This window comes from Pantoea sp. S-LA4 (assembly GCF_054482835.1).
Genome location: NZ_JBTLRC010000003.1, coordinates 48,422 through 63,552, shown reverse-complemented (window position 1 = coordinate 63,552; position 15,131 = coordinate 48,422). Strand labels below are relative to the sequence as shown.

General features: G+C 54.7%; 13 protein-coding genes. 6 read left to right on the top strand and 7 right to left on the bottom strand.

All coding sequences use genetic code 11. The features are described 5' to 3' along the window. Window positions 1–2: 2 nt before the first annotated feature. The gene (locus ACX3P5_RS20225; RefSeq protein ID WP_233988826.1) at window positions 3–2,180 is read left to right on the top strand and encodes a peptidase domain-containing ABC transporter; all 2,178 of its coding nucleotides are present in this window, start codon (window positions 3–5) and stop codon (window positions 2,178–2,180) included. Further along, window positions 2,173–2,607 (top strand): DcrB-related protein, encoded by a 435-nt coding sequence (locus tag ACX3P5_RS20220; protein ID WP_233988827.1) that lies wholly within the window; start codon window positions 2,173–2,175, stop codon window positions 2,605–2,607. Before ACX3P5_RS20225 ends, ACX3P5_RS20220 begins: the two co-directional genes overlap by 8 nt. A 139-nt stretch (window positions 2,608–2,746) precedes the next feature. On the opposite strand, the gene ACX3P5_RS20215 is transcribed toward ACX3P5_RS20220, so the two are convergent. From ACX3P5_RS20215 to ACX3P5_RS20190, 6 genes are all read right to left on the bottom strand, one after another. Continuing rightward, entirely contained in the window at window positions 2,747–3,238 is a 492-nt protein-coding gene (locus ACX3P5_RS20215) for a FidL-like protein (RefSeq protein WP_233988828.1), read from the bottom strand. Further along, on the bottom strand, window positions 3,235–4,062 hold the full coding sequence (locus ACX3P5_RS20210) for a winged helix-turn-helix domain-containing protein (RefSeq protein ID WP_458969254.1): 828 nt from the start codon (window positions 4,060–4,062) through the stop codon (window positions 3,235–3,237). The genes ACX3P5_RS20215 and ACX3P5_RS20210 overlap by 4 nt, the downstream gene beginning before the upstream one ends. Window positions 4,063–4,247: 185 nt before the next feature. After that, window positions 4,248–5,168: a substrate-binding domain-containing protein gene (locus ACX3P5_RS20205; protein ID WP_233988830.1), complete on the bottom strand. Its 921-nt coding sequence runs from the start codon at window positions 5,166–5,168 to the stop codon at window positions 4,248–4,250. Window positions 5,169–5,238: 70 nt separating this feature from the next. Beyond that, window positions 5,239–6,018: a TIM barrel protein gene (locus ACX3P5_RS20200; RefSeq protein WP_458969253.1), complete on the bottom strand. Its 780-nt coding sequence runs from the start codon at window positions 6,016–6,018 to the stop codon at window positions 5,239–5,241. After that, window positions 6,018–7,031, bottom strand: a complete 1,014-nt coding sequence (locus ACX3P5_RS20195; protein ID WP_233988832.1) for a Gfo/Idh/MocA family oxidoreductase — start codon at window positions 7,029–7,031, stop codon at window positions 6,018–6,020. Before ACX3P5_RS20195 ends, ACX3P5_RS20200 begins: the two co-directional genes overlap by 1 nt. 12 nt (window positions 7,032–7,043) lie before the next feature. Further along, entirely contained in the window at window positions 7,044–8,492 is a 1,449-nt protein-coding gene (locus tag ACX3P5_RS20190; RefSeq protein WP_336757105.1) for a sugar porter family MFS transporter, read from the bottom strand. A 189-nt stretch (window positions 8,493–8,681) separates the two neighbouring features. On the opposite strand from ACX3P5_RS20190, the gene ACX3P5_RS20185 reads away from it, so the two are divergent. The 4 genes from ACX3P5_RS20185 to ACX3P5_RS20170 all read left to right on the top strand — a co-directional run bounded on the left by ACX3P5_RS20185 (window position 8,682) and on the right by ACX3P5_RS20170 (window position 14,123). Then, on the top strand, window positions 8,682–10,640 hold the full coding sequence (locus tag ACX3P5_RS20185; protein WP_233988834.1) for a sigma-54-dependent Fis family transcriptional regulator: 1,959 nt from the start codon (window positions 8,682–8,684) through the stop codon (window positions 10,638–10,640). 140 nt (window positions 10,641–10,780) lie between these two features. Next, the gene (locus ACX3P5_RS20180) at window positions 10,781–11,395 is read left to right on the top strand and encodes a TetR/AcrR family transcriptional regulator (RefSeq protein ID WP_458969252.1); all 615 of its coding nucleotides are present in this window, start codon (window positions 10,781–10,783) and stop codon (window positions 11,393–11,395) included. Window positions 11,396–11,644: 249 nt separating this feature from the next. Beyond that, window positions 11,645–12,931 carry a beta-ketoacyl-ACP synthase II gene (gene fabF / locus ACX3P5_RS20175; RefSeq protein WP_458969251.1) on the top strand — a complete coding sequence of 429 codons (1,287 nt, stop codon included), beginning with the start codon at window positions 11,645–11,647 and terminating at the stop codon, window positions 12,929–12,931. 307 nt (window positions 12,932–13,238) lie between these two features. After that, a complete protein-coding gene (locus ACX3P5_RS20170; RefSeq protein ID WP_458969250.1) occupies window positions 13,239–14,123 on the top strand; it encodes an ROK family protein in 885 nt (294 codons plus the stop codon). Between the two features lie 14 nt (window positions 14,124–14,137). Here ACX3P5_RS20170 and ACX3P5_RS20165 read toward each other — a convergent pair whose 3' ends face one another. Then, a complete protein-coding gene (locus ACX3P5_RS20165) occupies window positions 14,138–15,091 on the bottom strand; it encodes a LacI family DNA-binding transcriptional regulator (protein ID WP_233988838.1) in 954 nt (317 codons plus the stop codon). Window positions 15,092–15,131 lie beyond the last annotated feature (40 nt).

Genomic DNA, 15,131 nt, shown 5'->3' with positions numbered 1-15,131 from the left:
CTGTGTTGTTAAAAGATAAACTTAATTTCAGATGGTTTAACCGTCTGCCTGTCATCCGTCAGTCACAGGTGACCGAATGTGGACTCGCCTGCCTGGGCATGATTGCCAACTATCATGGGCATGAGATCGACATGATCACTCTGCGCAGGAAGTTTGCTACCTCGCTCAAAGGTGCCACTCTTGCCAATGTCATTTCGATGGCACAACAGCTGAATATGAGTTCGCGTGCGCTGCGCGTTGACCTGGAAGAGCTGTCTAAGTTGCGTATGCCCTGCATTCTGCACTGGGAGCTCAACCATTTTGTTGTGCTGAAAAAAGTGAGCGGCAATAAAATTACGCTTCACGATCCGGCGCGCGGCGTTCGGGAGCTGACATTCAAAGAAGCCTCTAAAGCCTTCACCGGCGTGGCACTGGAACTGATCCCCTCTTCAACCTTTGAAGTAAAAGAGGAAAAAGCCAGCATTTCAATGATGAAGCTGGTCGGCAGCGTGACGGGCGTGAAGTCCGCTTTCGTTCAGGTGCTTATCCTGTCAATCTCACTGGAGCTGTTTGGTGTGTTATCACCCTTTTTTATGCAATGGGTGATGGATATGGTGCTGGTCTCCGCCGACTATTCGCTGTTAACCCTGTTGGGGGTTGGCTTCATCATGATTGCGTTGTTCCAGACCATGATTTCCGCTCTGCGCTCATGGGTGATGGCCTGGTTCTCCAGTCAGCTCAGCGTACAGTGGACGATCAACGTCTGTCAGCACATGCTGAAGCTACCACTCGACTGGTTTGAATCGCGTCACGTCGGCGATATTCTGTCTCGTTACGGTTCGCTTAATACCATTCAAAGCACGCTGACTTCACGCTTTATCAGTACCGTGCTGGATGGGGTGATGTCGATCGTCACCGTAATGATGCTGTTTATCTACAACGCCAAACTCGCCTGGTTAGTCATTGCGCTGTTCATTGCTTATGGCATCTTGCGCTTCATGGCCTACGAGCCGGTGCGCCGTGCCAATGAAGAGCAGATCATCAGCTCAGCGCGCACGCAGTCCTCACTGCTGGAAACGCTACGCGGTATCCAGGCGGTGAAAACCAACAACAAGCAGGTTCCGCGTCTCGCCGCCTATATGAATTATCTGGTGGATAGCACCAATAAAGGGATAGTGATGCAGAAGCTCAATATCCTGTTTGGGTCCGCACAGGGAATACTGACGTCGGTGGGCCGCGTGGTGCTGGTGTGGCTGGCGGCATTACAGGTTCTGGATGGTAACTTTTCTGCCGGTATGCTTACGGCCTTCATCAGCTTCTCAGATCAGTTCATGAGCCGTGGTGCCGGTTTGATCAATGCGATCATTGATTTCCGTATGCTGCGTATGCATGGAGAACGTCTGTCAGACATCGTGTTGTCTGAAACTGAGCCGAATGACGAAGCCAGTCCTCATCAGATCGAGCACGATGACGAACCGCAGACATCGAACGATATCGCGCTGGAGCATATTTGCTTTCGCTATGCGCCAACCGAATCCTGGGTCATTGACGATGTCAGCCTCTCTATTAAAGCCGGTGAGAGTATCGCTATTGTCGGGCCGTCGGGTCAGGGTAAAACCACGCTGGCCAAAATTATTCTCGGTCTGTTACATCCCGAAAGCGGTGTGATCAGCGTAGGCGGTCTGGATATCAAGCAGACCGGCTTACAACATCACCGCAATCGCATTGGTTGTGTCATGCAGGATGATATTCTCTTTTCGGGTTCGATCAGTGAAAACATCAGCTTCTTTGATAATGAACCTGACCAGGCGAAAATCACCCGCGTGGCGCGGCTGGCACAAATTCATGGCGATATCATGAAAATGCCAATGAATTATCAAAGCCTGGTCGGCGATATGGGCTCCTTTCTTTCCGGTGGTCAGTTACAGCGTATTTTGCTGGCAAGAGCACTCTATCGCGATCCACAAATCCTGGTGCTGGATGAAGCCACAAGTCACCTCGATATTTATAATGAAACGCAGATCAATACTGCCATTAAGAAAATGAATATCACACGTATTATTATTGCGCATCGCCCGGAAACTATCCGCAGCGCAGACAGAATCGTTATGTTGAATAACGGTAAAATCAGCGAAATTACTGCCGAGCAGTTATTTTCCCGTGCAGACAATGGCCAAAAAATGGAAGGACCGAATGAATAATCACATGTGCAAATTTAGCGAAGGCACTATTACGCTACCTGAAGGATACAGTGAAAGAACGATCAACACGCTGATTGACAAACGATCTGGCCTGCCTCCCATTACCCTTTCCCGGGATGGGCTGGGCAATCACAACAGCATAGAAGAATATATTGAAAGCCAGCTCAGCATGTTAAGAAAGCAAATAAAAGAGTGGCATCAGGCGCCGTATGAACCGGTGGTGCTGGGTAATAATGTCACTAATGGGATATTAATCAGCTATGATTTTTTACGCCCTGATAACATTCGTCAATACCAGAGGCAGGCTATTTTCACCCTGGATATGGATGATCTGCTGATTTTTTCAATCTCGAAACCTGGGCCGTTAACTGACAAAGAGATAGCTGGTTTCTCCGGGACGCTGGCCAGTTTCAGGACCCATAATTAACCCTTGCCCGGCGAGCCGCCGGGCAATACCCGTTTCTTTGTTCATTTTTCAGTTGTTTCATGCTTGTCATGATTTTGCCGCTTTTTAGCGGCTTTTTTTTATCAGAAAAACAGACAAAGCCACTAAAGGATCTTCATGCTCAGTAACGCTGGCAGGTAAACAGGTAAGAGAGAGGCCCGCCAATCAGATAAGAACGTGCGTCGATTTTATCAACATCAAACTGCAGATAAGAAGGGTCCAGTGTCAGCTCCGCCAGCAACAGAGTGAACACCGCATCGGGTGTCGTATCTGTTGAAGCGCTTACGATGTCGTTAATCGCGTAGCGGTAAGTGTCGTAATCAACCTTCTCGCCGCGGGAAAGGACAATCCTGCGGTTAACAATCGTGGTTTTACTATCTGCAACGGCCTGACCGTTTAGTAAAAGATAGCCAGAATTTTTACTATCAAAGCGTAAGTCCTGGGTTAACTGAAACTCTATCCGGCTTCCTTCGTTTCGGCTCAGATCGTAATGGGTAAAGGTGGAGCAGCGAAAGGGGAATGGCTCAATCCGGGAGCTGAAATAATCGAATCCAACGGTCACCATCAGCAACAAAGCGGCCGGCGCCAGAATAAATGCAATGCTCCTTTTCAAATGTTCCTCCAGTCGAGATAATAAAAGTTGTCACATGAAATAATATCCCCGCGACCGTTAATCTTGCAGGAGGATAAAATCGTCCGGCCAAAATTACGGGTCGTAAAGGCCGTGTTATTATCAAAATAGAAGCGCCGACTGGCATCACAAGGCTGATTATTTTCTTTAATAATCTCCAGCAACTGTTTATCCATTGACTGCCGTTCAGTATCGTCCACCCCCTTTAATATCACCACGTCACACCCGCCAGGCAATTTTATTGTTGTCGAGACCAGTGATCGTTCAGACGAAACGATAAACCAGTAATAGCCACAGGCAGCGAGCAGAAGCAGCGAAAAAAAGACGAAAAAGAGTTCACGACGGGAAAAATGGCTGGGCTTACTGATGACATTTTGTGGGGATTCAGGTGTTATCGGACTGCTTTCAGTCGGTGCCACCGTTAATGCTTCGGCTGCAATATCGGGCTCAGGCTCCGCGACAGGCATGGCGGGTGACGGCTGCGTTTCAATCTTAATCTCTGTGTTTATGCGTATCCCAATCTTAGGAATGGTGATAATCAAATTTTCACAGCCATAGGCCGCAAGCGCACGCCGCAAAATACTGAGATACTGATTCAGGTTGCTATTCGAGCCGCGCAGGCCATATTTATCCCACACTTCTGTCAGCAGGTTATCCCGCGCCAGGATTTCCCCTTCTGAATTCAGCAGGCGTTCAAAAAGGCGGCCGGAAGAGATGCTCAGACTGATAGATTCCTCAGTAGGAAGATGAGTCAGCGTACAATCATCTGAATTATAAGTAATACTGTCATCGATTATATAAATCATTAAGAAATCACTGAATTTAAGCTAATTGCTCACAGTATAAGGCAGCTTATATAAAGAATCACTAAAGGTGACAGAATGGCGGGAAAGGCATTAACACAGCAGGACGGTTTGTTACGCGCCAGGCAAACTCTGCGTTGCCTGGCGATGGATTTAAACACCATTAATATCAACAGCTTAAATTTATATTATGGCTGATTTGCCGCGGCAAATTCAGTGTAGTTGTCGTGGGTAATGGTCTGGTAAGGGATCCAGTTCAGCTCTTCGACTTTTTGTTTATCCAGCAGCGCTTTTGCCACTTTTACCGCGCCGATCGCCTGCCCTTTTGCATCCTGAAAAATGGTCAGCGTCATTTTGCCGTTTTTAACAAACTGCTGACCATCCGGAGTTCCATCAATGCCCGCCACCAGAATATGACTGTTTTTCGCCTGATTCAGCGCCATAATTGCTCCAATCGCCATTTCATCGTTATTGGCGGCGATGGCATCGATGGGTCGCTGATTCAGCAACCAGCCCGAGACCACATCCACCGCTTCATTACGCTGCCAGCGCGCGGTCTGTTTTTCGATCACCGCCATCTGCTTATATTTTGCAATTACCGCTTCTACGGCACGCGTACGCTCACGCGCCTCTTCGTTCGATAAAGCCCCCATCAGAATGGCGACGTTGCCGCGATAGTTCATCTTTTTTGCCAGCGCTTCCATCTGCATCTCGCCGCCGAGCGCAGAATCTGAGCCCACATAGGCCATATTTGCCGGCAACCTGACTTCCGGTTTACGGTTAACAAACACCAGCGGGATCCCTGCTGACTGGGCGGCTTTGATCATCGGCTGCACACCCTGGGTATCCACCGGGTTGAGAATAATGGCATCCACACCCTGGTTGATAAAATCATCAACCTGCTGAACCTGAAGAGCAACATCGCCCTTAGCATCCACGAACTGCCCGTCCATCTTCAGTGTCTTGATTTCCCCGACCATCTGAGTTCGCAGGATCGAGACAAAATTAAGGTCAAAATTTGCCAGTGCGACGCCAATTTTTGGCGTTTTCGCACCGGCCGACACGCTGACCAGCATACCGAGAAACAACGCTAACAGTCTGGTTTTCATAGGGTAATCCTGTAGGGTTTTATTATTAATAGACCGTCGGGCAACAGGCAAATACCCGACGGGGAAGCGATTACAGGGTAAAATGTTCGCGGAACTGCCTCAGCGCCGTCTCGCTGTCGCCCTCGGCCCAGCCTTCCAGTGCAACAACGCCGGAATAGCCCACTTCAGCCAGCGTGCGTGCAATGGCGCGGTAGTTGATTTCCCCGGTGCCGGGCTGCTTCCGTCCCGGTACATCCGCCACCTGAATTTCACCGATTGCCGGACCACAGCGGCGGATCAGTTCAATCAGATTGCCCTCGCCAATCTGGGCATGATAGAGATCCAGATTCATCTTCAGCGCCGGACTGTTAACCGCCTCGACCAGCGCCAGGGTATCCGCCGCGCGGGCAAACGGCGTCCCCGGATGATCAACCGCCAGGTTGAGGTTCTCCAGGGTAAAGACGCGTCCGGCTCGCTCACCCAGAGCAGCAAGTCGGCCCAGCGTCTCTGACGCTTTGAGCCACATCGTTCCGGTCACCACCTCAACCGGTCTGACCGCCTGGCCGTTGGCATCAAGTCCGGTGCCGTGCAGATTCAGGCTCGGGCAGTTGAGCCGTTCCGCAATCGCCAGCGACGTTTCAGCACTTTGCAGCAGCGGTTCGATTTGGTCCTCATCCGTCAGGTTACCGCTCAGATAACCGGTCATCGAGGTGAAACGCGCACCGGTCGCTACCAGCGCATCGATATCTTTATTAGCCCAGTTCCAGATCTCGACGCCAAATCCCAGCGCATGAATGCGCTCAACCCGGTGGATAAACGGCAGATCGAGAAACACCATCTCGGCACAGACAGAGAGCTGATAACTGGCCATTAGCGTGCTCCCAGCAGGATGGGCTTGTGCTGCTGCACCGACGCGATACAGGCCAGCGCAATTTCCAGCGCATTCCGCGCATCGATACCGGTGGCGCGCGGCGTCTCACCGTGCAGGATGCAGTGTGCAAACTCGGCCATCTCCGCCACGTAAGCGTCACGCAGCAGATCGGTGTCCATACGTGAAGTTGCTATCGCAATACCGTCGGCGTGATAGCGCACGCAGTTATCCTGATTAATATTGCCCGCCTGCAACATGCCTTTACTGCCAAACACTTCGCCGCGCACGTCATAACCGTAGACCGCCTGGAAATTCGCTTCAGCCGTGGCAATCGCCCCGTTATCAAAGCGGATGGTCACCACCGAGGTATCCAGCAGCCCTTTATCTTTGAAATCGGGCCGTACCAGCGCATCCGCCAGCGCATAGACTTCAACCGGTCGTGCGCCGGGGTTGAAATGCAGCAAGGTGTCAAAGTCGTGGATCAGCGTTTCAAGAAAGATGGTCCACTGCGGGATCGGCGCCGGATCGCGTAACGCGGGATCGCGGGTGACCGAGCGGCTCAGTTGCGTGGTGCCGTTTTCTCCGGCTTTTACTGCGCGGATAGCGGCAGCAAAGCCAGCACTGAAGCGACGGTTAAAGCCGACCTGTAACACCACGCCCGCCGTTTTTGCCGCGGCGATCGCCCGATCAGCTTCCTCCAGCGTCACCGCCATCGGTTTTTCACAAAAGATATGCTTACCGGCCTGCGCGGCGGCAATCACCAGCTCTGCATGGGTACGGGCCGGTGTCGCAATCGCCACCGCATCAATGTCACTGTCGTTCAGTAACGCCTGTAAATCGGTGTAGGCTTTCTCCACGCCCAGCCGGTCCGCCAGCTTTTGCGCAGCACCTGGCTGCAGATCGGCGACCGCCGTCAGCTTAGCCCCTGGCACCCGCAGTGCCAGATTCTCCGCATGGAAACTGCCCATTCGGCCTGCGCCGATCAATCCCACACGCACAGTTTTATGATTCATAACAGCTCCTGTTTATTTATTGTTTGCCCAGTCAGGCTGGATAGAGGGTTCAGAGGTCTGCTGTGCCTCAGCGGCAAAGCGACGGGATTTGGATAACATCAGCGGCTCAATATGCTCCAGCGAGACGCCGCGGGTTTCCGGCAGAAAACGCTGTACGAACCAGAAGGCCACCAGGCAGCCGACGGTGCACAGCATCAGTGGAAACGCGCCGTGGAAGTGGGTCATCAACAGGCTGCTGCGATTCATCATCGGGAAGCTCTGAGTGACAATAAAATTGGCCAGATACATGGACGAGAAGGCGTAACCCATTGCGACGGCGCGGATTCGGTTGGGAAAGATTTCCGAGATCAGTAACCAGGCGCCCAGGCTCCACGACATGCCGAAAATCAGCACAAACGCCACCAGGCCGATCACCGGCAGCAGCCCGCCGGTCTGGGCAATAAAGGCCCAGCTGGTCATCATCAGGCAGAGCGCACAGCCCAGCGCCCCCCAGCGCAGTAAGCGGGTCCGGCCCCAGCGATCGACCGCATTGAGGCAAAAGGCCACACCGGCCAGCAGCGCCACTCCCAGAAAAATGCTGTGGAACAGGGAGGTTTGGGTGTCGGAGGAGATGTTCTGCAGCAGCGACGGTGCGTAATAGAGCAGGATATTGATGCCGGAGATCTGCTGCAGGATGGCGATGGCACACCCAATCAGCAGGATATAGCGCGCCCGGGCATCCCGCAGCAAGCCGGTGCGGGCATGACCATCACCGTGGCTGGCGGCGGAAGCGCTGATTTCTGCCAGCAGGCGGGCAGCATGTTGCGGCGTCGATAAACGTGTCAGCACCGCCAGGGCCCGATCGCGTTTACCGTTCAGCGCCAGCCAGCGCGGTGATTCCGGCATGAACGGCACCAGTGCCAGAAACAGCAGGCAAGGCACCACGCCGGACGCCAGCATCCAGCGCCAGCCCTCGCTGACGATCCACGCATGGGACATGCCGCGGGCGATAAGATAGTTGACCACATAGACCGTCACCTGCCCGCCCACCATCAGCATCTGCTGCAGGCCAAGCATCCGGCCGCGCCAGTCTTTCGGTGAGATCTCAGCAATGTAGAGCGGCGTAATCGCCGAGGCCATGCCGACGGCCAGCCCGCCGATCAGCCGGTAAAGTACAAACTGGGTCAGGGTATCGGCCAGCGCAGACCCCACCGCTGACAGCGTAAATAAAAGGGCGGTGATCACCAGCGTCGGCTTACGACCGATCCGGTCAGAGAGCGCGCCGACGCACCAGGCTCCCGCCACACACCCGAGGATCACATTTGAAACAGCCCAGCCACTTTGCCACGGCGATAAAGCCAGATGTTCTGTTAACGGTTCTATCACTCCGGAAATCACCGAGGCGTCATAGCCAAGAATGACGCCACTGAGTGAGGCAATCGAACAGATAAACAGCAGTAACTTCAGATTATGTTTTCGCATAACGCTTTAACTTTCCCGTTATTTTTTACAGGTGGCCGTTAGCGTCAGGATTGCAAAACAGGTGCCAGTTTTTTAGCTGGGTTTTATGTGAACGACCTCTCAGATAACCGCTCTCAGGTGATAATAAAATTTACATGTCAACTTAACATGTCATTAAAATGGACATTTCATCCTGACCCGGAGTGTGCAATGCCGACGCTGCATGATTTGTTGCCGAATAAAGAAGAGAGCGACGCAATTTTCAGTCTGCCGGAAGGCAGCGAAGCGGCGCGCTGGGAACAGCTGCTTGCGCAGGGATGGCAGGCCTTTGTGGCGGATGAGCAGCCGCACTGGATCCGCAGCAGCATCCTGCAGTCGTGGACACGTTCCCGGCAGCGCGGCATTGATCCGGGCCGGTTCAGCTACAGCGCACCGGAACCGGATGAAGTGTCCGCCATTCTCAGCCACAACAGTGAACTGATCGCCGTGGCGCACAGCGTGATGCAGAATCTGCTGGCCTATAATCCGGATGGCCACATCAATCTGACCGATGCGCAGGGCGTGGTGCTGAGCTACTGCGGCAGCGACCTGACGCCGGTCGGCAGCATCCTGCGTGAAGAGGTGCTGGGCACCAACTGCACCGCACGCTGCTTACGCGAACAGCGGCTGGTCTATGTGCTGAGCGGAGAAAACTGGAAGCTGGCACTACGCGAACGCAACCAGCAGTGCGCTGCGGCCCCGATTCGTGATGCCAGCGGCCGGATGATCGGCGTGCTGACGCTGACGGCCACTCCCGACAGTTTTAATGTTCACACGCTCGGTACCGTCCAGGCCGCCGCAGAGGCGATTGGACAACAGCTGACTCTGCGCCGTCTGCTGGCCGAACAGCAATCGATTCTGGAAACGCTGAATGAAGGCGTCGTGGTCTGCGATCGCGATGGCCGCATCAAAACCCTGAATCGCTACGCCCGGCAGATTTTCGCCGGAATAGATGCCGACAATGCGCATATCGATCGGTTGCTGCAGCCGCAATCGGGTTCGCTGCTCACCCTTCCCTGCTGCAACGACCGTGAGATGGTGTTTCGCCCCGATGGCAGACGCAGCGTCTCCTGTCTGGTGTCACTGATGCCGGCACCGGATGGCGGCCGTATTTTATCGCTGCGAGAAAATCAGCGTATCCGGGCAATCACCCGGCGGGTGCTTGGCGTCAGCGCCAGCTACACCTTCGGGATGATTCGTGGCAGCGCGCCTGTGCTGCAACAGGCGATCAAGGATGCACGCGCCAGTAGCCGCAGCGACAGCACCGTGCTGCTGACCGGCGAAAGCGGTACCGGTAAAGAGCTGTTTGCCCAGGCGATTCATAACGCCAGCAGCCGGTCACAGGAGTCCTTTGTGGCGGTCAACTGTGGCGCGCTGCCGCGCGATCTGGTGCAGAGCGAGCTGTTTGGCTACGTCGACGGTGCCTTCACCGGTTCACGGCGCGGTGGCTCGGCAGGGAAATTCGAACTGGCCGATGGCGGCACCCTGTTTCTTGATGAGATTGGCGAGATGCCGCTGGAAGCGCAGACCAGCCTGCTGCGCGTACTGCAGGAAAATGAAGTGTTGCGCATCGGGGCGGCGCAGCCGGTTAAAGTGGATGTCCGCATTGTGGCGGCAACCCATTGCGACCTGCAGCGCGCCGTGGAACAGGGTGCCTTTCGCCGCGATCTTTTCTATCGCCTTAACGTCATTTCCCTGACCATTCCCGCCTTACGGGAACGTCAAAGCGATATCCCCGATCTGGTCACGACCTTTATCCACGCATTATGCCAGCGACTGAATAAGACGCCGCCGCAGGTGGCACCGGAAGCGATGCGCTGCCTGCAGGCCTGGCACTGGCCAGGCAATGTCCGCGAACTGGAGAACCTGGTGGAGCGGATAGTGAATCTCTGCCAGAGCAGCAGCATTGAACTGACCGATTTACCCGCGGAATTTATCAGCAGCATGTCACCGGCCACTACCGCCGCCACCAGCCTGCTGCAGGATAATGAGCGGGCCTGCATCCTGGAGACAATTCGCGCGCAGGGCGGCAACGTGCGCCAGTCGGCTAAGCTGCTGGGGATTTCACGCACCGCGCTCTACAACAAGCTCAGTCAGTGGAACATTCCGATCAGCAGCCTGCGGCAATAATTTTCCCTTTCCTCAGCGGCGCGATCCACGCCGCGCCCGCTTCAGGCCGGAAACATGGCATTCGGCCGCTAAAAGGCTTAAAATGTGACCATATCCTTCACCGGTCACTTTGCAACCGACTCTACCTATCAGGCGTTAAAATGACAGAACAGTTTACCGATAACGGCGGCCGCGGCCCGGCTGAACATAACGTTCGCGACCAGATCGTCGATGCCGCGATGCAGCACTTCGCCCATTACGGCTACGAGAAAACCACCGTCTCCGATCTCGCCAGGGCGATTGGCTTTTCAAAGGCTTATATCTACAAATTCTTTGAATCCAAACAGGCCATTGGCGAAGTGATCTGCGCTAACCGGCTGGCAATGATCATGCAGCGTGTGCAAGCCGCCATCAGCGAGGCACCTGGCGCGGCTGAACAGCTACGCCGGCTGTTTCGCACGCTTTCAACCACCGGCAGCGAACTGTTTTTCCACGATCGCAAACTCTATGACATTGCTGCAGTCGCCTCGCGCGATCGCTGGCCATCGGCCCAGGCGCATGAAGAACGGCTGCTGAATCTGATTCATCAGATCCTTCGTCAGGGCAGAGAGGCGGGCGAATTTGAACGTAAAACGCCGGCAGACGAAGCCGCAGAAGCGATCTACCGGGTGATTAAACCCTATGCCAGCCCGGTTCTGCTGCAGTACAACCTCGATGAGGCGGAAGCAGCCTCAGTACAACTGGCGGCGCTGGTGTTACGCAGTCTGGCACCCTGAAAAGTGACCATTGACTTAATTGGTCACTTGATCAATGCTGGTAGCCGGTCTGAGAACATCTCCAGACACCCTGTGCTGCTGCGCCTGGCATTTCCTTCCGGTTAAACACGGCGGGCTGGACGTGGCGTTGTGCGTCCCTGTTACGCAGGGTTCCGTCATCCGCGCTAAGGTTGAAAGCGTGCATCGATCAAACCACGGCTCTGCAACCGGTAAATCACCACCTTGCAGAGCCACTACAGGAGGAACTGCATGAGTCATTCAGCCGCGTCTGAACGTATTGTGATTACCGGTATGGGCATCGTCTCGCCATTGGGTTGCGGAGTGGAGACGGTCTGGCAACGCCTGAACGCGGGTCAGTCGGGGATACGGGGGTTGTCCGAAGAGATGAGTGCCGGCACCGGCATTTCGGTGGGCGGCAGCGTCCCGACGGTCGATGAAGATCCGCTGGCCGGCTACGATCCTGAAGCCTTTATCCTGCCGAAAGAGCGCAAAAAGATGGCCCGCTTTATTGAATTTGCGCTATTGGCCGCAGACGAAGCACTGAAGCAGGCGGGCTGGCATCCTCAGCCTGAAGATGAAGCCGCGCGTGAACGCACCGCCACCCTCATTGCCTCCGGCGTGGGTGGCTTTGGCGCGATTGCGGATGCGGTACGTACTACCGACGCACGCGGCCCGCGCCGGCTTTCTCCCTTCACGGCGCCTTCTTTTCTCGCCAATATGGCAGCGGGTCATGTCTCGATCAAACACGGATTTACCGGACCGCTGGGCGCGCCCGTCACTGCCTGTGCCGCTGGCGTGCAGGCAATTGGGGATGCCGCGCGTCTGATCAGAAGTGGTGAAGCCGATATCGCCATCTGCGGCGGCACCGAGGCCGCGCTGGACCGGGTAACGCTGGGCTGCTTTGCGGCCGCACGCGCGCTGTCGGTCGGTTTTGCCGATCATCCGCATCAGGCGTCGCGTCCGTTTGATCGCGACCGTAACGGTTTTGTGATGGCGGAAGGGGCTGGTCTGCTGGTGATCGAGTCGCTGGCCCATGCCGAAGCGCGTGGCGCAACACCGCTGGCAGAACTGGTCGGCTACGGTACCAGTGCTGATGCTTATCATCTGACCGCCAGCCCGGAAAATGGCAGCGGCGCAGCCCGGGCGATGAAACTCGCTCTGCGTCAGGCCGGTATCGGTCCGGAAGCGGTCCAGCACATTAACGCCCATGCGACCTCGACCCAGGTCGGCGATCGCGGTGAACTCGCGGCCATTCGCTCAGTATTTGGCGACGATTCAGCGGTGGCGATCACCTCAACGAAATCGGCAACCGGGCATCTGCTGGGCGCGGCGGGCGGCATAGAGGCAATATTCACGCTGCTTGCGCTGCGCCATCAACAGGTGCCGCCGACGCTCAATCTGCATCATCCCGATGACGCAGCGGGTAACCTCGATCTGGTGGCGCTGAACGCCCGCCCGATGGCGCTGGAGTATGCCATGTCGAATGGCTTTGGTTTTGGCGGGGTTAATGCCAGCCTGCTGTTGCGTAAGTGGTAGCCTTCTCTGGGCGCATCCCAGGCCACTATGCCGTGCGGCTTATCACTGCACGGCATGGAAACGCAGCCTCATCCGTGTGGTTGGTTATTTGTGGTCAGATCACAGGTTAATAACTGACTGCCCGCCGCCGTGCCGGAAAACGTTGGTTAAGATTGTCTCTTGCCAGATAATTCTTATTCCGGGACGGCGTGCGCTATCAACTTTATATTTCCGTACTTTTCCTGACAATATTACCCACCTGCCACCGCTTATGATTAATTTTCAGCGCTACACTAGATATTCACGACAATAAACGCAGAGAACGTAGATGAACATTGCAGCCTTTGATATTGGCGGGACCTCATTAAAAATGGGCGTGATCGACGCTCAGGGAAATATTCTGGCCAGCGACAGTGCTGATATCTCACATAACGATCGTGATAAAATACTGGAACAGATTATCGCCTGGCTAAAGCAAAACCCATCATGCAGCGGCATTGCGGTCAGCACGCCGGGTTATATTGATCCGGAGAGCGGATATATTGCGATGGGCGGCACGATTCGCGATTTTGATCAGTTTAACCTGAGCCAGTGGCTGACTGATAAAACCTCGCTGCCGGCGACGGTTGAGAATGATGCGCACTGTGCTTTACTGGCCGAGCGCTGGCTGGGAAAAGCGAAGAAGCTGGATGATTTTCTGATGCTGACCATCGGCACCGGCTTAGGCGGCGCGGCTTTCTGTAACGGTGCGCTGATCCGCGGTGGCCGCAATCGTGCCGGAGAATTTGGCTGTCTGCTGACGTCACGCCCTACCGACAACAATATCGAACCCCATACCATGGCAAAGAGTTGCACCATGACCGCCCTGCGCGAAAATTTCAGTCGGCTCAGCGGTCAGCCGGTCGATGATGTCAGTGGTAAGGATGTGTTCGACGCGTTTGATCAGGGCGATGAGCAGGCACAACAGGTGGTTGATCGCTTTTATCAGGATCTCGCCGCCGGTTTATATAATCTTTTCAGCGTATTTGACCCGCAGACTATTTTCATCGGCGGGGGAATTACCGAACGTGAACCCTTTATTGATGAGCTCTCACGGCAGCTGGAAAAATATCAAATTGATATTCGCATTGATACCGCTACCTACGGCAACGATTCCGGCATGCTGGGCGCAACCTGTCACTTTTTACAACATCAGCAAAGCGACGTCGCCTAATCCGCCTTGCAAAATCAGCGCTGCCGCCAGTCAGGGATAATCAGATCGCCACGTAATACCGAACTGCCCAGCATCTGCTGGGTGGTGGCGGTTAACCAGCCGACAATGCGTGATGCCATCGCATCGAGAGAGTATTCAATTGCCGGAATAGTGGGTAAACCGGGTAAATTCACCGATCCCGCCAGGCTGAATACCATTACGTCATCCGGTACCGCTTTATTAAAGGCCTGTAACTGCGCCATAACGCTTTGCGCTTCCTGCTCATTAGCCACCAGCAAGGCGTTGAAATTCCGGCTGCTGGCATTATTCAGCAGCATCTGAATCGCCACCGACGAAGAGACCGCATCAGTAATCACCAGGTTACGGTTAAAAGGTAAGAGGTTATTTTCCAGCGCCAGCTTGTAACCCTGTAAGACCTGCCCGGCGGTGCCCCCGTTCTCAGGCTGGATGAGGGCGATCTGGCGACGGCCCTGATTAATCAGGAAATTGCTGGCGGTCTCGGCGGCAAAAGCGTGATCGAACTGGATACTGTTCGGCCCTTCCGCTTCGGCACAGTCGACCAGAATGACATGTTCATCATCAATATTAAGGGGAAAACGCGCGCCAATGATCAGCACATCATCGCACAGTCCACAGCTCAGCTCGTCAAGCGCGGTCAGAACGTCACTTTTGCTATGGGCAAAGCGCAATAACAGATGCTTCTGATGCTGACGAAGCTGCTTTTCCAGAGCGAAAAGCCAGGCGGTGATCTGATTAACGTTTTCCTGCGCGCAGATAACGCCGATACAGTGGGTGGTCTGGCTGAATAACGACTGGGCAATAACGTTTGGCCGGTAGTTCAGCTCTTCGACGGCTTTCAGGACCGCCAGCCGACTGGCTTCCTTTACGCCGCGTGAACCGCTCAACACCCGGGAAACTGTGGCTTTCGATACCCCAGCCAGCCGCGATACATCGTTGATAGTAGACATTTTTCTCCCCTGAAAACGGCGCTATGCCAAAAAATGCTCA

Excerpts from the sequence above, each read along its gene's own strand:
- ACX3P5_RS20185 (WP_233988834.1), top strand. The coding sequence starts at position 8,682 with ATGCCGACGCTGCATGATTTGTTGCCGAATAAAGAAGAGAGCGACGCA.
- ACX3P5_RS20205 (WP_233988830.1), bottom strand. The coding sequence starts at position 5,168 with ATGAAAACCAGACTGTTAGCGTTGTTTCTCGGTATGCTGGTCAGCGTG.
- ACX3P5_RS20180 (WP_458969252.1), top strand. The coding sequence starts at position 10,781 with ATGACAGAACAGTTTACCGATAACGGCGGCCGCGGCCCGGCTGAACAT.
- ACX3P5_RS20190 (WP_336757105.1), bottom strand. The coding sequence starts at position 8,492 with ATGCGAAAACATAATCTGAAGTTACTGCTGTTTATCTGTTCGATTGCC.
- ACX3P5_RS20220 (WP_233988827.1), top strand. The coding sequence starts at position 2,173 with ATGAATAATCACATGTGCAAATTTAGCGAAGGCACTATTACGCTACCT.
- ACX3P5_RS20195 (WP_233988832.1), bottom strand. The coding sequence starts at position 7,031 with ATGAATCATAAAACTGTGCGTGTGGGATTGATCGGCGCAGGCCGAATG.
- fabF (WP_458969251.1), top strand. The coding sequence starts at position 11,645 with ATGAGTCATTCAGCCGCGTCTGAACGTATTGTGATTACCGGTATGGGC.
- ACX3P5_RS20170 (WP_458969250.1), top strand. The coding sequence starts at position 13,239 with ATGAACATTGCAGCCTTTGATATTGGCGGGACCTCATTAAAAATGGGC.
- ACX3P5_RS20200 (WP_458969253.1), bottom strand. The coding sequence starts at position 6,018 with ATGGCCAGTTATCAGCTCTCTGTCTGTGCCGAGATGGTGTTTCTCGAT.
- ACX3P5_RS20165 (WP_233988838.1), bottom strand. The coding sequence starts at position 15,091 with ATGTCTACTATCAACGATGTATCGCGGCTGGCTGGGGTATCGAAAGCC.
- ACX3P5_RS20210 (WP_458969254.1), bottom strand. The coding sequence starts at position 4,062 with ATGATTTATATAATCGATGACAGTATTACTTATAATTCAGATGATTGT.